Here is a 21176-nt window from a genome sequence, read left to right as displayed (position 1 = left end):
GTCTCTCCGCGCCGGCTTCGCGGCCGGCCATTCCTCCCCCGAAACCGAAGGATCAACCGATATGGACATCCCTTGCCCGACCGCCCGCCGTGGCTCCCGTCGACCGGCGGTACTCGCGCTGGCACTGGTCGGCACCGTACTTGCCGGCACCGCGGCTGCCGAAAACGTCGTCGACATCATGTACGTCTACACCCCCGAAGCGGCCCAGTACGGCGGCAACATCGAAACCCGGCTCAACCAGTACATCGCGCAGTCGAACCAGGCCTACCAGACCAGTGACGTGGACATCCGCCTTCGGTTGGTCCACAGCGTGCAGAGCAACAATTCCAGCTACCGCTATACCGGCAATACCGCGCTGAACCAGATCACGTATTACGACAACGCGATCCATGCACTGCGGGACGACCATGGTGCCGACTTCGTCGGGCTGCTCAACATGGCGCCCGGCGGCCTGTGCGGGGTCGGCTGGCTTGGACAGAGCAGCGGCGGGGTGATCACCCCGCAGTCCAAGAACATGGCCTATAGCAGCTCCGCGATCGATTGCGGCTACCTCACCTTCACCCATGAGCTGGGCCACAACATGGGGCTGATGCACAGCCGCAGGCAGGGTGACACCTCCGGCGGCCACCACACCTATGGCATGGGCTACGGAGTGGACTACTCATTCGCCACCCTGATGGCGTACGCGTACCTGTTCAACACCAACTACGTCTATCGCTTTTCGAATCCGCGCCAGAGCTGCAACGGTTCGGCCTGCGGCAACGCATCCACCGCCGATGCGGCACGCTCGCTGGGACTCATGGCCAACCAGTATCCCGACTATCGGCCGTCGCGAACGGATCCCAACCCCGATCCCACGCCCGACCCCGAGCTGCCGGTGCCTCCGCAGGGGAGCAACGTGGTAACCAATCCCAGTTTCGAGGGCAGCCTGGATGCCTGGGCCGGCGTCCACGGTGGCAGCCTGTCGCTCAGCAGCCAGCGGCGGCACGGCGGCAAGCAGGGCGTGGCCGTCGCCAGTCGCAGCTCCTATGCATCCGGGATCGCCCAGGAGCTCACCGGAAAGCTGCAGACGGGGGCCGAGTACGATTTCAGCCTCTGGATGCGGCTGCAGGGCAAGTCCAGCGATACCGCCCGGGTGGTGCTGGAGGTCAACGGTGGGCAGAGCTACGTGGACCTCGGTCGCTTCGGGGTGACCAACGGCTGGACCGAGATCGATGGCCGTTTCACCCACCAGGTGCCCGCCGGGAGCCGCGTGCGGCTGCTCGTATACGGACCCGCCGCAGGCGTCGCGTTCTATGCCGACAGCGTGCGCGTCGCCCCGGTCGGCGGTGACGACGATGCCTCGGGCAACCTGGTCCGCAACGGCGACTTCGAGAGCGGCAACGCGACTTCCTGGGCACGGACATACGGTGGGCGCATCGGCGTGGCGGCGGAGGGCTTCGACAGCAGCCGCAGCCTGCGGTTGTCCGAGCGCACCGCCTGGTACGACGACGTGAGGCAGGAACTCGTGGGGCTTGAGGCCGGCGTCGATTATCGTGCGGACGCCCAGGTGAAGGTCACCGGCCGTAACGAGCCCGTTTCGCTGTGGGTACTGGTGCACGACGACAGTGGCCATGATTGGCAGCGCATTGCCTGGGCAGCCGCGGACAGCACGAGCTGGACGGCACTTTCGGGCAGCTTCCGGATCGAGCCGGTCGGCACCCTGCACTCGGTGTCCCTGCACGTGATGGGACCGGATGCGGGAGTCGGCTTCCAGGTGGACGACGTCAGCGTAGTGCCGTTCTGACTTCGCACCTTCTTGTGTCATGCGACGCCGGCCCAGTGCCGGCGTCGTTGCATGGGGCTCAGCCCCTGAGCGCGCGCACCAGCAGCACCAGGCCCACCACCGCCATGACCACGCTGCCGCCGAACCAGGTCCAGCCGACATGGCCGGGCCCGGCGCCCGTGTCATCGGCCAGGTAGGCGAAAAACCTCAGCAGGCCGAGCGCCGAGATCGCGCAGAACCACAGGCCCAGGGCGCAGCGTCGTAGCAGGCTGTCAGGGGGCGCCAAGTCTCACCTCCGGGCGGGAGAGGGCTACGCGGAGTCCACGCCCGCTACGCGACCACGCAGCGAGTTGCTGAGCGCTTCGGTGATTACGACATCCACGAACTGCCCGACCAGCCGCGGGTGGCCGGCGAAGTTCACCGAGCGCATGTTCTCGGTCTTGCCGGTCAACTCGTTCGCATCCTTGCGCGACGGACCTTCCACCAGCACCCGCTGCACGCTGCCGACCATCGAGTCGCTGATCTTCCGCGCGTTCTCGTTGATGGTCGTCTGCAGGCGGGAGAGCCGGGCGTGCTTCTCCTCGCTGGTGACCTCGTCCTCCAGATCGGCGGCGGGGGTCCCGGGGCGGCGCGAATAGATGAACGAGAAGGACTGGTCGAAGCCGACGTCCTCGATCAGCTTCATGGTCTTCTCGAAGTCGGTCGCGGTTTCACCGGGAAAGCCGACGATGAAGTCGGAGCTGATCGAGATGTCCGGACGCACCGCCCGCAGCTTGCGGATCTTCTGCTTGAATTCCAGCGCCGTGTACCCGCGCTTCATCGCACTCAGGACCCGGTCCGAACCCGATTGCACCGGCAGGTGCAGGTAGTTCGCCAGCTCCGGCACGTCCCGGTAGGCCTCCACCAGCGAGTCCGAGAACTCCAATGGGTGCGAAGTGGTGAAGCGGATCCGGTCGATGCCTTCGATTTCCGCGATGGTCCGGATCAGCAGGCCCAGGTCGGCCACGCTTTCGCCGTCGATCGGCCCGCGGTAGGCGTTGACGTTCTGTCCCAGCAGGTTGATCTCCCGCACGCCTTGAGCGGCCAGTTGGGCCACCTCCACCAGCACGTCCTCGAACGGCCGGCTCACTTCTTCGCCGCGGGTGTACGGCACCACGCAGAAGCTGCAGTACTTGCTGCAGCCCTCCATGATCGACACGAACGCGCTGGGCCCTTCGGCGCGCGGCTCGGGGAGCCGGTCGAATTTCTCGATCTCGGGGAAACTGATGTCGACCTGCGGCTGGCCCGACTCGCGTCTTTCCCTGATCAGCTCCGGGAGGCGATGCAGGGTCTGGGGGCCGAACACCAGATCGACATAGGGCGCACGCTTGACGATGGCAGCGCCTTCCTGGCTCGCCACGCAGCCACCTACGCCGATCAGCACCGGCTTTCCGCCCTGTTTGAGCGATTTCCAGCGGCCAAGCTGGCTGAAGACCTTGTCCTGTGCTTTTTCGCGGATGGAACAGGTGTTGACCAGGATCACGTCGGCTTCTTCGACGTTCGTGGTCAGTTCCAGCCCGTCCGAGGCGGCCAGAACGTCGGCCATCTTCGCCGAATCGTACTCGTTCATCTGGCAGCCGTGGGTCTGGATGAACAGCTTGCCGCGGGCGCCAGCGCGCGTGGGCGGGGGTGGTGCGAGGGTGTCGGTCATATCGGGTCCGGGTGGGGCGGCGGTTAATCCGTGCCGGAGGGGTGCGGTGTCTCCAGGCGGCAGTCTAGCGGCTGGGCTGGCGGGGCGGGAATGGTGACGGGGTGCCGCGTTACGTCACACAGGACTTGGCAAGCCGCAGCCGGATAGGGGACACTCGCGCCCATGAGGGGGGGTATCGCAATCTTCGGACTTGCCTGCCTGCTGGCTGCCGCACCCGCGGTGGGCGGCACCATATACCGCTGCGACAGTGCCGACGGCAGTCGCAGCTATGTGAGCAAGCGGGTGCCCGGCGCCAAGTGCAGCGCGGTCAGCCAATATTCGGCTGGTCCTGCCAGTACGCCCGCATCGCCTCCCGCGCCCAAAGGTGCAGTGGGTGGGGTGGTGTCCGCCCCGAGCAGTGCCGGCTCCCCGACGATCATCAGCACCTCCGGGAGTGCGCCGGCGGGGTCGGCCATGACCAACGCCGCCCCGATCAAGCCGGTGGCCCCGGGCAGTGCGGGTTCCCGCCTGGTCCAGGGGCAGGTGTACTCCTACATCAAGGACGGCGTGCGCCACTACACCAGCTCGCGGCCGGCCCGCTCGGCCAGCGCCACCCCAATCCGGACCATCAGCTACAGCTTCCTGGAGACCTGTTACGCCTGCGGATCCAAGCCCGGCGTCAACTTCTCCAACGTGCGCCTCAATACCAGCGCCTACCGCGAGGAGATCGCAGCGGCCGCAGCCAAGTACGGTGTCGACGAAGCGGTAGTGCGTGCCATCGTCCATGCAGAGTCCGCCTTCAACCCCAACGCGCTGTCCAGGGTCGGGGCGCAGGGCCTGATGCAGTTGATGCCGGCAACGGCGAGGCGGTTCGGTGTCACCAATGCATTCGACGCCAAGCAGAACATCCACGGCGGCGTGGAGTACCTCGCGTGGCTGCTGAAGCGCTTCGACGGCAACCTCACCCTTGCCGCCGCCGGGTACAACGCCGGTGAAGGCAACGTCGACAAGTACAAGGGCGTGCCCCCCTTCAGCGAAACCCAGCGCTACGTGGAGCGCGTCGGCATCCTCGCGGACCGCTATCGCAGCGCCCAGTAGCGGACGAGCGGAGGCATCCGGATTGTCGGTTCGTTCACCGTTCCGTTACACTTCCCCGTCTTTTGAGCCGCCAGCCGTCGCCAGCGTGCCGGTCTGTGTGGTGAAACTTCGATTACAGCTTTTCTGCGGAGTGCCGGATGGCCAACCAAGGGGTCAATGATCCTCACCACGAGCCCGTCAACACGGGCCGCCGTCGATTCCTGACCGCGACCACCGCCGTGGTCGGCGCGGTCGGCGCCGGCTTTGTCGCCGTGCCGTTCATCAAGTCGTGGAGCCCCAGCGAGCGGGCGAAGCTGGCCGGCGCGCCGATCACCGTCGACATCAGCGCCCTGGAAGAAGGTCAGCGCCTGGTCCACGAGTGGCGTGGCCAGCCGATCTGGATCGTGCGCAGGTCCCAGCAGGCGTTGCAGATTCTGCCGACGCTGGACGACCAGCTGCGCGATCCAATGTCCGAGAATCCGGAGCAGCAGCCCGCCTACGTGCTGGGCAGCAACCCGGAGCTGCGCTCGATCAAGCCGGAAGTGTCGGTGCTGGTGGGGCTGTGTACGCACCTGGGCTGCTCGCCGGAGATGAAGGCCGAGATCCGGCCCGAGCCGTTCGATGCGAACTGGAAGGGTGGTTACTTCTGCCCGTGCCACAAGTCCAAGTTCGACATGTCCGGCCGCGTCTACGAGGGCGTCCCCGCGCCGACCAACCTGGTCGTGCCTCCGCACCACTACGTCGACGACAACACCATCGTGATCGGCGTCGATCCGCAGGGAGTCGCTTAAGCCATGGCGAACATCTTCACACGCGCCACGACGGGCGCGATGGACTGGGTCAACGAGCGGGCACCGGCGCTGGCGCCGATGTACCGCAAGCACATGTCCGAGTACTACGCGCCGAAGAACTTCAACATCTGGTACATCTTCGGCGTCCTTTCGTTGGTGGCCCTGGTCAACCAGATCCTGACCGGCATCTTCCTCACGATGCACTACAAGCCGAGCGCCGCGGAAGCCTTCGCCTCGGTCGAGTACATCATGCGCGACGTGGAGTGGGGTTGGCTCATCCGCTACATGCACTCCACCGGCGCTTCGCTGTTCTTCGTGGTGGTCTACATCCACATGTTCCGCGGGATCATGTACGGCTCCTACCGCAAGCCGCGCGAGCTGGTGTGGATCCTCGGCATGCTGATCTACCTGGTGTTGATGGCCGAGGCCTTCATGGGCTACGTGCTGCCCTGGGGCCAGATGTCGTTCTGGGGCGCCAAGGTGATCATTTCGCTGTTCGGCGCGATCCCGGTGATCGGCAACGGGTTGACCGAGTGGATCATGGGTGACTACCTGCCCGGGGACGCGACGCTCAACCGCTTCTTTGCGCTGCACGTGATCGCCATGCCGCTGGTGCTGCTGCTGCTCGTGGTCCTGCACCTGGGCGCTCTGCACGAAGTGGGTTCCAACAATCCGCAGGGCGTGGAGATCAAGAAGGGTCCGAAGGGCAACCGCTGGTCGCCGACGGGCCCGGCCGACGGCATCCCGTTCCATCCGTACTACACCGTGAAGGACATGGTGTATGTCGGCTTCTTCCTGCTGCTGGCCGCGTTCATCATCTTCTTCGCGCCGGCGCTGGGCGGGTGGTTCCTGGAACACGACAACTTCACCGAGGCCAACCGCCTGGTGACGCCGGAGCACATCAAGCCGGTCTGGTACTACACGCCTTATTACGCGATGTTGCGCGTGATCCCCGACAAGCTTGGTGGCGTGCTGGTGATGTTCGGTGCGATCGCGATCCTGTTCGCGGTGCCGTGGCTGGATCGCAGCAAGGTGCATTCGGTCCGCTACCGCGGCTGGATCACCAAGGCCATGCTGGCCGTGCTGGTGGTCTGCTTCGTGTGGCTGGGCAAGATCGGTGCCGGCCCGGGTACGGACCCGGTGGAAACGATCATCGGCCGCTTCCTGACCTTCTTCTATTTCGCCTTCTTCATCACGATGCCGCTGTGGACCAAGATCGACAAGACCAAGCCGGTGCCGGAACGGGTGACGATGCATGACTAAGTCCAAGCTCCTCCGCGCGCGCAGCCGCGTGCTGTCCAGGCTCGCCACTTTCGCCGCCGGCCTGCTGGTTTCGGCCTCCGCCCTGGCCGCCTCCGGTGGCGACCTGCAGCAGGCAGGCGTCGACCTGACCGACCAGGCTTCGCTGCAGCGCGGCGCCAAGCTGTACATGAACTACTGCGCCGGGTGCCACTCGCTGAAGTACCTTCGCTACTCCCGGATGGCCGAGGATCTCGGCCTGACCGAGGAAGAGGTGATGGACAACCTCAACTTCACCGGGGCGAAGTTCGGCGAACAGATCCACGTATCTATGCGTGAGGAAGACGGTGATGCGTGGTTCGGCAAGATGCCGCCGGACCTGTCGCTGATCTCCCGGGTGCGTGGCAGCGACTGGATCTACACGTATCTCAAGTCCTTCTACCTGGACGAGTCCCGTCCGCTCGGCTGGAACAACCAGCTGTTCCCGAACGTTTCCATGCCCAACCCGTTGTGGGAGATGCAGGGGCTCCAGCACGCCGAGTTCGGCGCACCCGATCCGGACACGGCGGAGCGCCCGGTGGTCGGACTCCGTGTGACCGATCCGGGCAATGTGGAGCCGCAGGTTTTCGACCAGTCGGTCAGGGACATCACAGCTTTCCTCGAGTACGCCGGTGAACCGGCCGCCCTCAAACGCCAGAGCATCGGCGTGTGGGTCATCCTGTTCCTTGCGGCGTTCACTTTCCTCGCCTGGCTGTTGAAGAGCGAGTATTGGCGCGACGTGAAGTAGCCTGGCGGTTTCGACCGCCAACGCCCGGCCCTGGTGTGGGCCGGGTCTGCGCAAGGGTGCCGGCAACGTCGCCCGGCGAGGCGCTGCTCGAGGCCGTGACGACCGTCTGCGTTGGGTGGACGGCGTTTTGCGACCGGCGGTTCCGGGCGCAGGGAGAGGTCGACCATGGCGGCGAGTCCACGTATGCGTAATGCCCTGACACTGTTTTCTTCCACCGACTGCGTGCTGTGCCACAGGGTCCGGCTGGTGCTGGCGGCCAAGGGCGTCACCTACGACCTCATCCCGGTCGACCCGCAGAACCCGCCCGAGGACCTGGTCGATCTCAATCCGTACCACTCGGTGCCGACGCTGGTCGAGCGTGACCTCGTCCTGTATGCGGCCAGCGTGGTCAGCGAATATCTTGACGAACGCTACCCGCACCCCCCGCTGATGCCGGTGGATCCGCTGTCGCGCGCGCGCCTCAGGCTTGCGATGCTCAGGCTGGAGCATGACTGGGTCCCGCAGGTCCAGGCCATCCAGCTCGGCAACAAGAGCCAAGCGGAGGCGGGGCGCAAGCGTCTGAAGGAGCTGCTGACGGCTTCGGTCCCGCTGTTCAAGGCGTACAAGTTCTTCCTCAACTCCGAGATGAGCCTCGCCGACTGCGCGATGGCGCCGATCATCTGGCGTCTGCCGGCCCTCGGGGTGCCGTTGCCCAAGGACGGGAAGTCCATCGAGGACTATGGCAACCGCATCTTCCGCAACCCCGGCTTCACCCGGAGCCTCACCGAGCAGGAGCGCCGGCTGCGCGATATCCCGGCCTGACCGGGGCGCGTGGAGCGTTGGTCTAGACTGAAGGCATGATGGAAGACGAAAGCCCGATGACCAGTCATCGCCCGTACCTGTTGCGGGCGCTGTACGAATGGATCGCCGACAACGGCATGACCCCCCACCTGCTGGTCGATGCCTCCCGTCCGGGGGTGCAGGTTCCACAGCAGGCGGTGAAAGAGGGCAGGATCGTTCTCAATGTCGCGCAGCGGGCCGTGTCGGGGCTTGAGATGACCAACGAGATGATCAGCTTCAGCGCCCGGTTCGGGGGGGTCAGCCAGTCGGTGAATGTTCCGGTGGGCGCTGTTCTGGCGATCTACGCCAGGGAGACCGGGCAGGGCATGGCACTGCCCGACGATATTCCCGACGAAGGCGCGCAGCGCGACGGCACTGCCGTCCAGGACGATCGCCCGAACCTGAGCGCGGTACCCGATTCCGACGGCGACGGCACGGGTACCGATGCGGATGGCGACGACGACGGTCCGGATGACCCGGCTCCCCGGCGCGGCGGGCATCTCCGCATCGTCAAGTAGTTCGGCGGCCTCGCCTTACTTGAGCCGGTCGACGGTGGCCAGCGGGCCCGTCAGCGACAACAGCCGGTCCCCCCGCAGCACCAGCCGACCCGCGTGGCGGTCTTCGCCGTCACGGGAGTAGTCGAACCGGAACGTGCGCTCCCAGCCTAGCCAGCCGTTCTCCAGCCGGACCGGCCGCAGCCCGATGGCATGTACGGTCTGGTCCAGCCACTGCACGCCGGCGCTGCGGCACGCCTCGCGTCCCAGCGCTTCGGCGCGCTCGGCGGCAGCCCGTCCCGCGCTCCAGAAGGCGAACCCGGCGGCTGCGACAATCATCACGATCAAGAGGGTCGGCATCGGCATAATGTGGAGGCACGGGTCTTCCCGCGCAATGGCCAGGCTGCTTTCAGGGGGAAGCACTCATGAAACTGGTATTTCCCGATGGCGAGCATCCGCAGGTCCTGCTGGGTGCCGGCGTCAATCGCATCGGCTCCGGTCCTGGCGCCAGCATCGTGCTTGACCAACCGGGCGTGCGCCCCGAGCACTGCCAGCTCCATGTGACGGGGCAGGGTGTGATGCTGTCCGCGAGCGCAGGGACCGAAGTCAGCGTCAACGGTCGTCGGGTGGAGGGCGTGATGGCCTTGCGGCCGGGTGACACCGTTGCATTCCACGAGGTACGGGCGAAGCTGGTCGAGCTGGATGCCAACGCTGCGGCGCGGCGGACGGTGCTCGACGACTGCACGAGGAGCGCTGCCAATGACGACCCCGGTGCCACGGCGGTCCGGGCGGTGCTGCCACGCTTCATGTTGCGTGGGGTCGACGGCAGCGTCGCCGGGCGTACTTTCCCGCTGCTGGGCCCCGTAGTGGTGGGGAGATCGGAGGAGTGTGGGTTGCGGATGGATGAAGAGGGGCTGTCGCGGAAGCACGCGCGGCTGGTCCCGACCTCCGAGGGTGTGCAACTGGAGGATCTGGGCTCGACCAACGGCAGCTACGTCAATGGTTCACGCGTGCTGCGCGCGGAGCTGCGCGATGGCGACGAAGTGTCCTTCGACACCCTCAGGTTCCGCTTGTCGGGCCCCGCCGGCCCGAAGCGGGAAGAGGCTCCCCCGCCGCGTCGGGGGTGGCGGCGGCTGCCTGCCGTCGCGTGGGTGGGTGCAGCAACGGCGGTGTCCGCACTGGCGTGGTGGCTGTCTGCCTGACTTCAGCCGGGCCCCACCGGTGCCGGTCCGAGCTTGAGCGACATGTCGATCGCGCGCACGTGCTTGGTCAGCGCCCCGATCGAGATGCAGTCCACCCCGTCCTCCGCGATCGCCCGCAAGCCGGTCAGATCCACGCCACCGGATACTTCGAGCGGAACCGGACGGGCATGCGCGGCCGTGATGGCCACCGCCTGCCGCCGCATCGCCGCCGGGAAGTCGTCCACGAGGATCCGGTCGCACCCGACATCCAGTGCCTCGCGCAACTGCTCCAGCGACTCCACCTCGACGATCAGGGGCAGCGCCGGGTGCATGGCCCTGGCCGCCTCCGCCGCCGCGGTCAATGAACCCGCCGCGCGAATGTGGTTCTCCTTCAGCATGACCGCGTCGTAGAGGCCCATGCGGTGGTTGCTGCCTCCGCCCACCCGCACCGCGTACTTCTGTGCCTGGCGCAGGCCCGGGATGGTCTTGCGCGTGTCCAGGATGCGCGCCCGCGTCCCCTGCACGGCGTCCACGTGCGCCGCCGTCGAAGTGGCGGTGGCCGACAGGGTCTGCATGAAGTTGAGAGAGGCGCGCTCGGCGCTCACCAGCGCGCGGGAGCGACCGTGGAGGGTGGCCAGCACCGTGCCGGCAGTGACGCGCTGGCCTTCCCGGACATGCCATTCAATCGCGACCTCGGGGTCGAGCGCGCGGTGACAGGCGTCAAACCACGGCCGTCCGCAGACCACCGCGTCTTCCTTGCACAGCAGGTAGGCGTCGTCTGCCTCGTCCGGGAGCAATGCGGCGGTGGCGTCCCCGATGCCGATGTCCTCGGCCAGCGCCTGCGCCACATCGTCGACAACGGCCTGCAGCGGTGGATCGAAGGTGTCGCTCACGACCGGCTGAACCGCTCGACCTGCGAGGTCGCGATCGCCTCCTCGGCAAGGAGTACGGGAATGCCGTCGTCGATGCGGTAGACGTGCTTGCGGTCCCGCGTCACCAGTGCCTCGCCGAGGTGCCCAGCCTGCCGGCCGCCGTCGGCCCGGAGGACAGTCCCGGCATCGATGGCTTCGTTGAGGGCATCCAGGCCAGCCCTGTCGAGGATCGAAAGCGGCTGGCGGGTGGCGGGGCAGACGAGCAGGTCGAGCAGTTTTCGATCCATGGGGGTGGAGGCCTCTGGCTTGCCGGCGGGTAGAATACCGTTTTGCCGCAGGCTCGAACCATGACAGACACCGCGCAGGCCCCGCTGGTCGGCATCGTGATGGGCTCCCGCTCGGATTGGGAGACCATGCAGCACGCTGCCGCACGACTGGAAGCGCTCGGCGTGCCCCACGAGGTGCGGGTGGTATCGGCGCACCGTACGCCCGACGTCCTCTTCGAATATGCGGCCGGCGCGGCCGGTCGCGGCCTGCGCGCGATCATCGCTGGTGCCGGTGGCGCCGCGCACCTGCCGGGCATGCTCGCGGCGAAGACCCAGGTGCCGGTCCTTGGCGTGCCGGTACAGAGCCGCGCCCTCAACGGTATGGACTCGCTGTTGTCGATCGTGCAGATGCCGGCCGGGATCCCGGTGGCGACCTTCGCGATCGGCAACGCCGGGGCAGCCAATGCGGCGCTGTTCGCCGCAGCGATGCTGGCGGCGGACCATCACGACATCGGTGCTTCGCTGGCTGCTTTCCGCGCGAAGCAGACCGACGATGTCGCCAGCAACGACGACCCGCGCACATGACCACTGTCGGGATCCTGGGCGGGGGGCAGCTGGCCCGCATGATGGCGCTGGCCGGCGCGCCGCTGGGGCTGCGGTTCCTGGTGATGGACACCTCGGCGGAAGCCTGCGCCGGACAGTTCGCGCCGATGGTGGTGGGCGACTATCGGGACGAACAGGCGCTGGGTGAGTTCGCCTCACGCGTCGACGTGGCCACTTTCGATTTCGAGAACGTCCCGGCGGAGTCGGCACGGTGGCTGGCCGATCGGGTGCCGGTATTCCCGAACCCGCGTGCCTTGGCCATCGCCCAGGATCGGCTGGCCGAGAAGACGTTGTTCCGCGATCTCGGCATTCCGGTGCCCGCATTCGCCACGGTCGACAGTCGTGAAGAGCTGGAGGCGGCCATCGCCGAAGTCGGAGCGCCGTCCATCCTGAAGACGCGGCGGCTTGGCTACGACGGCAAGGGGCAGTTCCGGATCCGGGTCGCCGCGGACGCGCAGGCCGCGTGGGAAGCACTGGGGCCGCAGGCGGCGTCGGTGGGATTGATCCTCGAAGCCTTCGTTCCATTCGAGCGGGAGTTGAGCGTGGTCGCCGCGCGTGCGCGCGACGGAGGCTTTGTCGCCTGGCCACTGACCGAGAACTGGCACGTCGACGGTGTGTTGTCGGCCAGCCTGGCACCGGCGGCGGTGGAAGGGGGACTTGCCCGCACCGCCATCGAGCACGCGCGCCGGCTGGCCGAGGCCATGGACTACGTCGGGGTCTTCGCGCTCGAGCTGTTCTGTCGGGACGGCGGGTTGTTGGCCAATGAGCTGGCGCCGCGCGTGCACAACTCGGGTCACTGGACCATCGAGGGCAGCGAAACGAGCCAGTTCGAGAACCACCTGCGCGCGGTCCTCGGCCTGCCGCTGGGCGACACGCGCATGGTCGGGCATGCCTGCATGCTCAACTGGATCGGCGAGATGCCGGATCCGGCGATGTTGCTGGCGCAGGCGGGCGGGCACTGGCACGACTACGGCAAGACCTCCCGGCCCGGCCGGAAGGTTGGCCACGCCACGCTGCGCGCCCCGACGCCGGAGGGACTGGTGGCGGCTCTGGAGTCGACGGGACGGGCGCTGGGACGGGGCGGCCAGGTCGATCCGGTAGTGGCGCGCCTGCGCGGAGCGTGATCCGCACACGGAAACGGCCGGCAGTGCCGGCCGTTTCTACGGGACCGGACGGTCAGGTCACTTCATGTTGGAAGCGACGAATTCCCAATTGACCAGGTTCCAGAACGATTCGACGTACTTCGGCCGCGCATTGCGGTAGTCGATGTAGTACGCGTGCTCCCAGACATCACAGGTGAGCAGCGGCGTGTCTTCGCCGGTCAGCGGCGTGTTGGCATTGGAAGTGCTCACCAGCGCCAATGCGCCGTCGGGCCGCTGGACGAGCCAGGCCCAACCGGAGCCGAAGGTCTTGACCGCCGTTTCGGTGAACTGTTCCTTGAACTTGGCAAAGTCGCCAAACGCTGCGTTGATGCCTTCGAGCACCTTGCCGGTCGGTTCGCCGCCGCCGTTGGGCGCCATGCAGTTCCAGAAGAAGGTGTGGTTCCAGACCTGTGCCGCATTGTTGAACATGCCGCCCTGCGACTTCCGGATGATGTCCACCAGCGGCATGTCGGCGAACTCGGTGCCCTCGATCATCTTGTTGAGATTGTCGACGTAGGCCTTGTGGTGCTTGCCGTGGTGGTAGTCGAGGGTCTCGGCGGAGATGTGCGGCTCCAGCGCGGTGCGGTCGTAGGGGAGGGGAGGCAGTTCTATGGCCATGGCGGACTCCTTGATGGGCTGGCTCGATTACAATCCCCATTGTATCCCCCGTCAGGTTCACCGGCTGTGTAGCGGCCGGGACACGCAATCCCAGGAGCTGTGCAATGTCCGTGATCGAGCGGATCCAGTCCGAGGTGGACAACCACCCGATCGTATTGTTCATGAAGGGAACGGCGCAGTTCCCGATGTGCGGCTTTTCCAGCCGCGCCGTGCAGGCCCTCAAGAGCGCCGGCGCCGACCCCGTGCACACGGTGAACGTGCTGGAGGATCCCGAGGTCCGGGCGAACCTGCCGCGGTACTCGAACTGGCCGACCTTCCCGCAGTTGTTCATCAACGGCGAGCTGATCGGGGGTTGCGATATCACCATGGAGCTGTTCGATTCCGGTGAGCTGGCGCGTATCGTCAGCGAAACGCAGGCGCAGTGAACGCCCCTCCGGCGAACGATGCAGTGGCCGGCTCCCCGGGAGCGCTGGCAGGGCGGGTGGTCCTGGTCACGGGTGCGAGCGGCGGCCTCGGCAACGCTGCGGCCCTTGCGTGCGCCCGTGCAGGAGCGCGCGTGGTGCTGCTGGGGCGCAAGGTGCCGCGCTTGAACCGGGTGTACGACGCGGTGGCCGCCGAGGGCCTCGAGCCTCTTCTGTACCCGATGGATCTGGAGGGTGCGACGCCGGATGATCACGCCCAGGTGCCGGCCAGTATCGAGTCCGAACTCGGCCGGCTCGATGGCCTGATGCACTGCGTGGCCGAGTTCCGCGGCCTGACGCCGTTGATGCACACCGACCCGGGGGCCTTCGCGCGCGCGATCCACGTCAACCTGACGGCGCCGTGGTGGCTGACCCAGGCGTGCCTGCCGTTGCTGTCGAAGGCCGCGGACGCTTCCGTGGTGTTCGCCGTCGACGACCTGGCACGCGTCGGCAAGCCCTTCTGGGGCGGATACGGCATCTCCCACCACGGGCTCGCCGGGCTGGTGCGCATGCTGCACGCCGAGCTGGCCAATTCGCCGGTCCGCATCGCCGGCCTGTGTCCGGGGCCGATGCGGACGGCACTGCGCGCGCGGGCTTACGCCGATGATGCGGATCCGACGGCGCGCTCGCCGGAAGAGTTCGGGGCCGCCTGCGTCGAGTTGCTGTCCCCTGCGGGCGCGGCACATCGTGGGCAGGTCTGGATGCCCGGGGCGGGTGACGCATGGAGGTGACAATCGCCTCGGCCGCGCTGCTGCTGTTCCTGATCCTGGACCCGCTGGGGAACATCCCGATCTTCCTCAGCCTGCTGCGTACGCTCCCCCCTGAGCGCCAGCGGATCGTGCTCGCCCGGGAACTGCTGATCGCCCTGGGCGTGCTAATGGCGTTCCTGTGGGGGGGGAAGTACGCACTGGAAGTCATGCACCTGCGCCAGGAGTCGGTCTCGATTGCGGGCGGCATTGTCCTGTTCCTGATCGGGATCAGGATGATCTTCCCGCCTCCGGAAGGCCTGATGGGCGAGATCCCCGACGGTGAACCATTCATCGTCCCCATGGCGATCCCGCTGGTGGCAGGTCCCTCCGGAATGGCGGCAGTGATGCTGATGGGCAGCAACGAGCCGAACCGGCTGGGGGAGTGGAGCATCGCCCTGTTGATCGCCTGGGGGGCCACCGCGGCGATCCTGTTTTCGGCCACGATCCTCTACAAGTGGCTGGGCCGCCGGGCCCTGACTGCGGTGGAGCGGCTGATGGGCATGTTGCTTGTGGCGATTTCGGTCCAGATGTTCATGGACGGGCTGGCGAGCTACCTGCAGCTGGCGCCTGCCTGACTGTCACCGGATTGTCGCGATAGCGACCCCGGACTGGACGGATGCTAACGGCGGCGGGGTCGGACAAGGCCTCAGCTGTAACAAATCCGTCAACCATCCGCATTAGTATTGCGTCGTGTTAAACTCACGTTAACCGGCGTCAGGCGCCGGTTTGTCGTGTCCGACGTGCCCGGTGGCCGGCTGCAGGCTTGCCCCGGGATCAGTGCCATTCCAATCCCGAGGCCCTTCGCCATGAATCACCCCAGCCGCGCCCGCATGTCCAGGCTCACGCTCGGTCTGCTCGTCGCTCTCGCCACTGCTCCCGCGTTCGCCCAGAACACCTCCGCCGGTGTGGGTGGCCAGGTCGTCGGGTCCGACGGCCAGCCCGTCGCCGGTGCAGAGGTGACCATCGTCCACACCGAATCGGGTACGGTCAGCCGTGCGGTGACGGATGCCGAGGGTCGCTACAACGCGCGCGGCCTGCGCGTGGGTGGCCCGTACTCCATTACCGTGACGAAGGAAGGCGCGGGTACCGATACGGAAGAGGGTGTCTACCTGGCGCTCAACCAGGTCAGCAACGTCGATGCCCAGCTGCAGACGGGCGACGCAACCACCCTCGGAACGGTTGCCGTCACCGGCACGCGCCTGGTAGCGACCTTCAATCCGGACAACAAGGGCGTTGGCACCTCGGTTGCCGGCCGTCAGCTGGAACTGGCGCCGCAGAGCAGCCGTTCCGTCGACGACATCGCCCGTCTTGATCCGCGCATCCAGGTCACCGACCAGGCATCCGGCGCGATCTCGGTCGCGGGCGTGAACAACCGCTTCAACACCATCTCCGTCGATGGCCTGTCGCAGGGCGACCCGTTCGGCCTCAACGCCAACGGCATGCCCTACACCGGCTCGCCGATCTCGGTCGACACCATTGCCGCCTACGACCTGAAGGTGTCCGACTACGACGTCGCCTCCGACACTGTCGGCGCGACCATCAACGCCGTCACCAAGTCCGGTACCAACGAGTTCCACGGCTCTGCGTACTACGTCTACAAGGACGCCGAGAACATGGTCGGCGACCGCGACGGCGAGGATTACGCGCTGTTCGATACCGACACCACCGCCGGTGCCACGATTGGCGGGCCGCTCGTCAAGGACAAGCTGTTCTTCTTCGTCTCGTATGAAGAGCAGACCATCAAGAACTTCGGTGGAGAGTCTTCTTCCGACGGCGTTGCAAACGGCAACGTCACCACCACCGAGGTCCAGGAGGCGATCCGCATCGCCAATGAGCTGGGCCTGCAGCCTGGCCAGTATGGCGCAACTGGCGTCAACCTCGACAACAAGCGGTACCTCGGCAAGATTGACTGGAACATCAACGACAACCACCGCGCCAGCCTGACCTACCAGCAGACCGAGGAATTCCGTCCGTCGCCGTACGATGATTTCGCCGAAAACGTCGTGCTGACCAGCCACTGGTACGACATCGACAACATCACCAAGAACACCTCGCTGCAGTTGTTCAGTGACTGGACCATGGACTTCTCCACCGAGGTGAAGCTCAGCCACCAGACCTTCGACCAGGTCAACGGCAACGCCGTCAACCAGCCGGAAGTGGAAGTGGAGACCGCCAACGGCGGCTCGATCTTCATCGGCGAAGACAACAATCGCCACGAGAACCAGATCAACACCGAGCGCTTGGCCGCGACCATCTCCGGCACCTATTACGCTGGTGACCATGTCATCAAGGGTGGTCTGGACTACCTGCGCCACGACGTCTTCAACCTGTACGGCCGCGACCTCCACGGCTCTTACCGGTTCGCCAGCGTCGAGGATTTCGAGAACGGCAACTACTACCGCTATGACCTGCGCACGCCGGCCCCGGGATACGAGGTCGATGACATCGCCGCAGCGCTGGTCTACACCCAGATCAGCCCGTTCCTGCAGGACACCTGGCAGGTCAACGACCAGCTGTCGCTGACCTACGGCGTGCGCGTCAACATCCCCAAGGCCGACGAGGCGCCGGAAGAAGCACCCGGCTTCGAAGAAGCTTTTGGGTACTCGAACGCCTACAAGCTGGGCTCCGACAACCGCGTCATCCTGCCGCGCGTATCGTTCAACTACAGCTTCGACACCGAGCGTTACTCGCAGCTGCGCGGCGGTATCGGTGCGTTCCAGAGCGTGCCGCCGTTCGTGTGGCTGGGCAACCCGTACCAGAACAACGGCGTGACCCTGCTGTCCTACCAGTCGGATGATCCGGCGGAGACCCCGTTCAGCCCGGACCCGTACAACCAGAACGTGCCCGATGGCGGCCGTGGTTTCGCGATCGACACCATCGATCCCGACTTCAAGCTGCCAACCGTTTGGAAGGCCAGCCTGGGTTACGACCGCGAGCTGCCGTGGTACGGACTGGTGGGTTCGGTCGAGCTGCAGTCCATCCGCGCGCGTGATGCCGCTTTCTACCAGGCGATCAACATCGGTGCGTACAACCCGGCTACCGGCTATTACGATGCGCCGACTGGCGTGATGGCCGACGGTCGCCTCAGCTACTGGTGCGACATCGGCGGTTCGACCTCGAGCTCGAACAAGAACTGCGGCCGCAACCCTGGCTTCAGCAACCAGTCCACCGTGCTGGGCAACACCGACGAGGGCTTCTCGAACTCGGTGACCTTCTCGCTGAACAAGCCGATGTCCAACAACTGGTTCGGCAGCCTCAGCTATACCTATACGGATGCCGAGGAAGTGGGTTCGGACGCCAGCTCGCAGGCGTGGTCCAGCTACCAGTACGTCTCCCGCGTCAATCCGAACCAGGAGATCGCTACCCCGGCCAGCCGTGCCATCGAGAACTCGATCAAGGCTTCGCTGGGCTGGGAGCGCGCGTTCTTCGGCGACTACAAGACCAGCATCACCGCCTACTACAACGGTCGTGATGGACTTCCGTACACGTGGCTGGTCGACGGCGACCTGAATGGCGACGGCATCTTCCAGGATCCGGCATACATTCCGCTGGTCAACGACCCGAACGTGAGCTACGGCTCGGCGACGCCGGATCAGATCGCGGCGTTCCACGAGTTCATCGCGAACAATCCGCACCTGCAGGGGCAGCGTGGCCAGATCGCCGGTCGCAATGCCGACAACATGCCGTGGGTCAACCAGCTCGATCTGGGCATCCAGCAGGAGCTTCCGGGCTTCTCCGCCGACCACAAGTCGATCATCCGCCTGGACATCTACAACTTCCTCAATATGCTCAACAAGGACTGGGGACTGACCAAGCAGATTGACGGCTTCGACACCCGCTACCTGGCGCGCCTGGGCGGGATCAACGCCGACGGCAGCTATGTCTACAATCTGGGCACGGACGATAACCCGTCCTGGCAGGAGCTCAACACCTACGATGCCGACTCGCGCAATCCTTCGCGCCTGGTCTCGCGCTGGTCGGTGCTGCTGACCCTGCGTTACGAGTTCTGATCCACGTTACGCCGCAACACGGAAACGGCCGGGGCGACCCGGCCGTTTTCTTTTGCCCGCAAGCCCTCTAAAGTCGATCGGCTGAAACGGACAATGACAGGAACACCCTCCAGATGAACGCTCCTTCCAACGCCCGGCTCCCCACGGTCGATGCCAGCATCCACCCCCGCGGCGGCCTGGACATCCTGTCGCGCGCCGAAGTCGCAGAGCTTGCAGATGCATCCGCCGGTGGCATGCACGACCTCCTGCGCCGGTGCGCGCTCGCGGTCCTGACCAGTGGCAGCGCCTCGGACGATCCCCGGGCCGCGCAGGAGCTGTATCCGGACTTCGATATCCAGGTGCACCAGCAGGATCGCGGCGTGCGCATCGATCTGCATCACGCTCCAGCAATGGCCTTTGTCGATGGCGAGATCATCCGCGGCGTGGCTGAGCTGCTTGCGGCCGTCGTGCGCGACCTCGCCTACCGTGCCATCGAGCTGGGGGAGGGCGGCTCCCGTGACCTGTCCAGCAGCGAAGGCATCACCGACTCCGTGTTCGGGCTGCTGCGCAATGCCCGAGTGCTCGAGCCGGTCGAGCCGAACCTGGTGGTCTGCTGGGGCGGCCATTCGATCAACCGCGAGGAATACCTCTACACCAAGGAGGTCGGCTACGAGCTCGGGTTGCGCGGCCTCGATATCTGCACCGGGTGCGGACCGGGCGCGATGAAGGGGCCGATGAAGGGCGCCACCATCGCCCATGCCAAGCAGCGCAAGCGCCGCATGCGCTACATCGGCGTGACCGAGCCGGGCATCATCGCGGCCGAGTCGCCGAATCCGATCGTCAACCACCTGGTGATCATGCCGGACATCGAGAAGCGCCTTGAAGCCTTCGTACGGCTTGGCCACGGGATCATCGTGTTCCCGGGTGGCGTGGGCACCGCAGAGGAGATCCTTTATCTGCTGGGCATCCTGCTGCGCGAGGAGAACCGTGGCGTTCCGTTCCCCCTGGTGCTGACCGGGCCGACGTCCGCCGCACCCTACTTCGAGCAGATCGACCGCTTCATCCGCCTGACCCTGGGCGACGGTGCCGCGGAGCGCTACGAGATCGTCATCGGCGACCCGGTCGAAGCCGCGCGGCTGATGGCGGACGGCATCCGCAAGGTCCGTGGACACCGCATCGCGCAACGCGACTCGTTCTTCTTCAACTGGTCGATCAACATTCCGCTGGAGTTCCAGCGTCCCTTCGATCCCACGCACGAGGCCATGGCGGGTCTCGACCTGCACCAGGGGCGGCTTGCCCACGAGCTGGCCGCCGATCTGCGCCGCGCCTTCTCCGGCATCGTCGCCGGCAACGTCAAGGAAGAGGGCCTGCGCCGGATCGAGGAGCGCGGTCCGTTCGAGATCCACGGGGACCCGGACATGATGGCTTCGCTGGACGCGCTGCTGCGTGCCTTCGTGGAGCAGCGGCGCATGAAGATCGCCGGCGACTACAAGCCCTGCTACCGCGTGGTGGCCTGACCGGTTTCGATCGGTAGGCGGACGGTGGCGATGTAGCGGCCGTCGCTGATTCCGGTGTGGACGCGGCCACGCCCGCCGGTGAGTGCGTGGATTCGCACCTGCGACGCGTTCAGCCCGATCTGGTGCCCGTGCGAAACGCCGTGTTCGTCTTCGGGCAACGGGTTGCTGATGCGTACCAGCACGATGTCCGGTGTGGTGGAAACCGTGACCTCGATATCCCCGTGGGCCATGCGTTCGACGCCGTGGCGTATGGCGTTTTCAACCAGCGGCTGGATCGAAAGCGATGGAACTCTGACATCGGGCAGGTCCTTCGGCAATTCCCAGCGCACCACCAGCCGGTCGCCGAAGCGCAGCGCCTCGATCTCCAGGTAGCGCTGGGCGAGCGCCAGTTCCTCCGCCAAGGGAATCTCGCGCGGCCCGGCCAGGGCGGCGCGGAACAGGTCGGCGAGGTCCAGGAGCAGGCGCTCGGCTTCCCCGGGGCGCTGGTGGACCAGCGCTGCACCGGTGTTGAGGGTATTGAACAGGAAGTGAGGGCGGATGCGGGCCTGCAGTGCCTGCAGTTCTGCCTGCTTCGCCCTGACCGCATGCATCCGGCCACGCCAGTGGTTGTGGAGGGCCGCCAGGCCCAGCAGGCCCACCGCCAGAACGATGCCGGTCACCCTCAGCAGCAATTCTCCCCACTCAGCAGACTGCATCGGCCACGCGGCTCCGGACAACAACCGTGCGGCTCCCACGACCAGCCAGGCGTTGGAGAGCAGGAGGAGGATGGCCAGCCACCCGACATTCTGGCGCGGGAGGCGGTCGAGCTGATTCCGCAGCAGGTAGAGGGCGCCGAGGGTGAGCAGCGAGACCCATTGGATGGCGAGCGACCCGAGTCCGAACACCATCCAGCGGTCGCCCGTCGTCCCCGGGGCCAGCGCCAGGACGAGCGCAAGGCACTCGCCGGCAAGCATCGCCCAAAGGATTGCCCGTGCCTGCCACAGGGCATCAAGGGGGAGCGGTGACCTCTCGGAATTGTGCATCCGGCACGGCGTTGGCGAGTGGATCACCATGATGCCCTCCCGGACAGGCCAGCGCACGGGGCCATTCATGCCCCGGACCCGTCCGCTGGTCGGCCATCAGTGGATGTCACGGGAA

Annotated in this window: 22 protein-coding genes; 15 read left to right on the top strand and 7 right to left on the bottom strand. The window is 66.2% G+C overall.

Annotated features, from left to right (window positions below):
* Positions 1–61: 61 nt before the first annotated feature.
* On the top strand, positions 62–1786 hold the full coding sequence (locus B5D37_RS05270) for a carbohydrate binding domain-containing protein (protein ID WP_078757649.1): 1725 nt from the start codon (positions 62–64) through the stop codon (positions 1784–1786).
* 58 nt (positions 1787–1844) lie between these two features.
* On the opposite strand, the gene B5D37_RS05265 is transcribed toward B5D37_RS05270, so the two are convergent.
* Together B5D37_RS05265 and miaB are read right to left on the bottom strand one after the other, a co-directional pair.
* The gene (locus B5D37_RS05265) at positions 1845–2051 is read right to left on the bottom strand and encodes a hypothetical protein (RefSeq protein ID WP_078757648.1); all 207 of its coding nucleotides are present in this window, start codon (positions 2049–2051) and stop codon (positions 1845–1847) included.
* A gap of 24 nt (positions 2052–2075) precedes the next feature.
* The gene (gene miaB, locus B5D37_RS05260) at positions 2076–3455 is read right to left on the bottom strand and encodes a tRNA (N6-isopentenyl adenosine(37)-C2)-methylthiotransferase MiaB (RefSeq protein ID WP_078757647.1); all 1380 of its coding nucleotides are present in this window, start codon (positions 3453–3455) and stop codon (positions 2076–2078) included.
* A 162-nt stretch (positions 3456–3617) separates the two neighbouring features.
* On the opposite strand from miaB, the gene B5D37_RS05255 reads away from it, so the two are divergent.
* The 6 genes from B5D37_RS05255 to B5D37_RS05230 all read left to right on the top strand — a co-directional run bounded on the left by B5D37_RS05255 (position 3618) and on the right by B5D37_RS05230 (position 8665).
* The gene (locus B5D37_RS05255; protein WP_078757646.1) at positions 3618–4532 is read left to right on the top strand and encodes a lytic transglycosylase domain-containing protein; all 915 of its coding nucleotides are present in this window, start codon (positions 3618–3620) and stop codon (positions 4530–4532) included.
* A 137-nt stretch (positions 4533–4669) separates the two neighbouring features.
* Positions 4670–5302, top strand: a complete 633-nt coding sequence (gene petA / locus B5D37_RS05250) for a ubiquinol-cytochrome c reductase iron-sulfur subunit (RefSeq protein ID WP_078757645.1) — start codon at positions 4670–4672, stop codon at positions 5300–5302.
* 3 nt (positions 5303–5305) lie between these two features.
* The gene (locus tag B5D37_RS05245; RefSeq protein ID WP_078757644.1) at positions 5306–6565 is read left to right on the top strand and encodes a cytochrome b; all 1260 of its coding nucleotides are present in this window, start codon (positions 5306–5308) and stop codon (positions 6563–6565) included.
* A complete protein-coding gene (locus B5D37_RS05240) occupies positions 6558–7328 on the top strand; it encodes a cytochrome c1 (RefSeq protein ID WP_078757643.1) in 771 nt (256 codons plus the stop codon). The genes B5D37_RS05245 and B5D37_RS05240 overlap by 8 nt, the downstream gene beginning before the upstream one ends.
* Positions 7329–7493: 165 nt before the next feature.
* Positions 7494–8129, top strand: coding sequence for a glutathione S-transferase N-terminal domain-containing protein (locus B5D37_RS05235; RefSeq protein WP_078757642.1), 636 nt, complete (start codon positions 7494–7496; stop codon positions 8127–8129).
* Positions 8130–8164: 35 nt separating this feature from the next.
* Positions 8165–8665, top strand: a complete 501-nt coding sequence (locus B5D37_RS05230; RefSeq protein WP_078757641.1) for a ClpXP protease specificity-enhancing factor — start codon at positions 8165–8167, stop codon at positions 8663–8665.
* A 15-nt stretch (positions 8666–8680) separates the two neighbouring features.
* On the opposite strand, the gene B5D37_RS05225 is transcribed toward B5D37_RS05230, so the two are convergent.
* Entirely contained in the window at positions 8681–9001 is a 321-nt protein-coding gene (locus tag B5D37_RS05225; RefSeq protein ID WP_078757750.1) for a DUF3301 domain-containing protein, read from the bottom strand.
* A 65-nt stretch (positions 9002–9066) separates the two neighbouring features.
* Between B5D37_RS05225 and B5D37_RS05220 the strand changes: the two genes are divergently transcribed.
* Positions 9067–9843, top strand: a complete 777-nt coding sequence (locus tag B5D37_RS05220; RefSeq protein ID WP_078757640.1) for an FHA domain-containing protein — start codon at positions 9067–9069, stop codon at positions 9841–9843.
* Between the two features lie 2 nt (positions 9844–9845).
* Here the strand turns inward: B5D37_RS05220 and nadC are convergent, their stop codons facing one another.
* Both nadC and B5D37_RS05210 read right to left on the bottom strand, forming a co-directional pair.
* Positions 9846–10715, bottom strand: coding sequence for a carboxylating nicotinate-nucleotide diphosphorylase (gene nadC / locus B5D37_RS05215; protein WP_078757639.1), 870 nt, complete (start codon positions 10713–10715; stop codon positions 9846–9848).
* Positions 10712–10981 (bottom strand): Trm112 family protein, encoded by a 270-nt coding sequence (locus B5D37_RS05210; RefSeq protein ID WP_078757638.1) that lies wholly within the window; start codon positions 10979–10981, stop codon positions 10712–10714. The genes nadC and B5D37_RS05210 overlap by 4 nt, the downstream gene beginning before the upstream one ends.
* 60 nt (positions 10982–11041) lie before the next feature.
* Between B5D37_RS05210 and purE the strand changes: the two genes are divergently transcribed.
* Positions 11042–11545 (top strand): 5-(carboxyamino)imidazole ribonucleotide mutase, encoded by a 504-nt coding sequence (gene purE, locus B5D37_RS05205; RefSeq protein ID WP_078757637.1) that lies wholly within the window; start codon positions 11042–11044, stop codon positions 11543–11545.
* A complete protein-coding gene (locus B5D37_RS05200) occupies positions 11542–12687 on the top strand; it encodes a 5-(carboxyamino)imidazole ribonucleotide synthase (RefSeq protein WP_078757636.1) in 1146 nt (381 codons plus the stop codon). The genes purE and B5D37_RS05200 overlap by 4 nt, the downstream gene beginning before the upstream one ends.
* Positions 12688–12744: 57 nt before the next feature.
* On the opposite strand, the gene B5D37_RS05195 is transcribed toward B5D37_RS05200, so the two are convergent.
* On the bottom strand, positions 12745–13323 hold the full coding sequence (locus B5D37_RS05195; protein WP_078757635.1) for a superoxide dismutase: 579 nt from the start codon (positions 13321–13323) through the stop codon (positions 12745–12747).
* A 104-nt stretch (positions 13324–13427) separates the two neighbouring features.
* On the opposite strand from B5D37_RS05195, the gene grxD reads away from it, so the two are divergent.
* The 5 genes from grxD to ppnN all read left to right on the top strand — a co-directional run bounded on the left by grxD (position 13428) and on the right by ppnN (position 20039).
* On the top strand, positions 13428–13748 hold the full coding sequence (gene grxD / locus B5D37_RS05190) for a Grx4 family monothiol glutaredoxin (protein ID WP_078757634.1): 321 nt from the start codon (positions 13428–13430) through the stop codon (positions 13746–13748).
* A complete protein-coding gene (locus B5D37_RS05185) occupies positions 13745–14515 on the top strand; it encodes an SDR family NAD(P)-dependent oxidoreductase (RefSeq protein WP_078757633.1) in 771 nt (256 codons plus the stop codon). Before grxD ends, B5D37_RS05185 begins: the two co-directional genes overlap by 4 nt.
* Positions 14512–15108 (top strand): YhgN family NAAT transporter, encoded by a 597-nt coding sequence (locus tag B5D37_RS05180; RefSeq protein ID WP_078757749.1) that lies wholly within the window; start codon positions 14512–14514, stop codon positions 15106–15108. Before B5D37_RS05185 ends, B5D37_RS05180 begins: the two co-directional genes overlap by 4 nt.
* Before the next feature lie 231 nt (positions 15109–15339).
* Positions 15340–18543, top strand: coding sequence for a TonB-dependent receptor (locus B5D37_RS05175; RefSeq protein ID WP_078757632.1), 3204 nt, complete (start codon positions 15340–15342; stop codon positions 18541–18543).
* A 113-nt stretch (positions 18544–18656) separates the two neighbouring features.
* Positions 18657–20039 carry a nucleotide 5'-monophosphate nucleosidase PpnN gene (gene ppnN, locus B5D37_RS05170; RefSeq protein WP_078757631.1) on the top strand — a complete coding sequence of 461 codons (1383 nt, stop codon included), beginning with the start codon at positions 18657–18659 and terminating at the stop codon, positions 20037–20039.
* Here ppnN and B5D37_RS05165 read toward each other — a convergent pair.
* A complete protein-coding gene (locus B5D37_RS05165) occupies positions 20021–21061 on the bottom strand; it encodes a sensor histidine kinase (protein ID WP_078757630.1) in 1041 nt (346 codons plus the stop codon). The two genes, ppnN and B5D37_RS05165, sit on opposite strands and share 19 nt — an antisense overlap.
* Between the last annotated feature and the right edge of the window lie 115 nt (positions 21062–21176).

Origin of the sequence: Lysobacter spongiicola DSM 21749 (genome assembly GCF_900167055.1) — a bacterium.
Taxonomy (GTDB): domain Bacteria; phylum Pseudomonadota; class Gammaproteobacteria; order Xanthomonadales; family Xanthomonadaceae; genus Novilysobacter; species Novilysobacter spongiicola.
This window is presented reverse-complemented; position numbering and strand designations above follow the sequence as displayed.

Coding starts and splice junctions, on each gene's coding strand:
- B5D37_RS05270 (WP_078757649.1), top strand. CDS start 62: ATGGACATCCCTTGCCCGACCGCCCGCCGTGGCTCCCGTCGACCGGCG.
- miaB (WP_078757647.1), bottom strand. CDS start 3,455: ATGACCGACACCCTCGCACCACCCCCGCCCACGCGCGCTGGCGCCCGC.
- B5D37_RS05255 (WP_078757646.1), top strand. CDS start 3,618: ATGAGGGGGGGTATCGCAATCTTCGGACTTGCCTGCCTGCTGGCTGCC.
- petA (WP_078757645.1), top strand. CDS start 4,670: ATGGCCAACCAAGGGGTCAATGATCCTCACCACGAGCCCGTCAACACG.
- B5D37_RS05245 (WP_078757644.1), top strand. CDS start 5,306: ATGGCGAACATCTTCACACGCGCCACGACGGGCGCGATGGACTGGGTC.
- B5D37_RS05240 (WP_078757643.1), top strand. CDS start 6,558: ATGACTAAGTCCAAGCTCCTCCGCGCGCGCAGCCGCGTGCTGTCCAGG.
- B5D37_RS05235 (WP_078757642.1), top strand. CDS start 7,494: ATGGCGGCGAGTCCACGTATGCGTAATGCCCTGACACTGTTTTCTTCC.
- B5D37_RS05230 (WP_078757641.1), top strand. CDS start 8,165: ATGATGGAAGACGAAAGCCCGATGACCAGTCATCGCCCGTACCTGTTG.
- B5D37_RS05225 (WP_078757750.1), bottom strand. CDS start 9,001: ATGCCGACCCTCTTGATCGTGATGATTGTCGCAGCCGCCGGGTTCGCC.
- B5D37_RS05220 (WP_078757640.1), top strand. CDS start 9,067: ATGAAACTGGTATTTCCCGATGGCGAGCATCCGCAGGTCCTGCTGGGT.
- B5D37_RS05210 (WP_078757638.1), bottom strand. CDS start 10,981: ATGGATCGAAAACTGCTCGACCTGCTCGTCTGCCCCGCCACCCGCCAG.
- purE (WP_078757637.1), top strand. CDS start 11,042: ATGACAGACACCGCGCAGGCCCCGCTGGTCGGCATCGTGATGGGCTCC.
- B5D37_RS05200 (WP_078757636.1), top strand. CDS start 11,542: ATGACCACTGTCGGGATCCTGGGCGGGGGGCAGCTGGCCCGCATGATG.
- B5D37_RS05195 (WP_078757635.1), bottom strand. CDS start 13,323: ATGGCCATAGAACTGCCTCCCCTCCCCTACGACCGCACCGCGCTGGAG.
- grxD (WP_078757634.1), top strand. CDS start 13,428: ATGTCCGTGATCGAGCGGATCCAGTCCGAGGTGGACAACCACCCGATC.
- B5D37_RS05175 (WP_078757632.1), top strand. CDS start 15,340: ATGAATCACCCCAGCCGCGCCCGCATGTCCAGGCTCACGCTCGGTCTG.
- ppnN (WP_078757631.1), top strand. CDS start 18,657: ATGAACGCTCCTTCCAACGCCCGGCTCCCCACGGTCGATGCCAGCATC.
- B5D37_RS05165 (WP_078757630.1), bottom strand. CDS start 21,061: ATGCACAATTCCGAGAGGTCACCGCTCCCCCTTGATGCCCTGTGGCAG.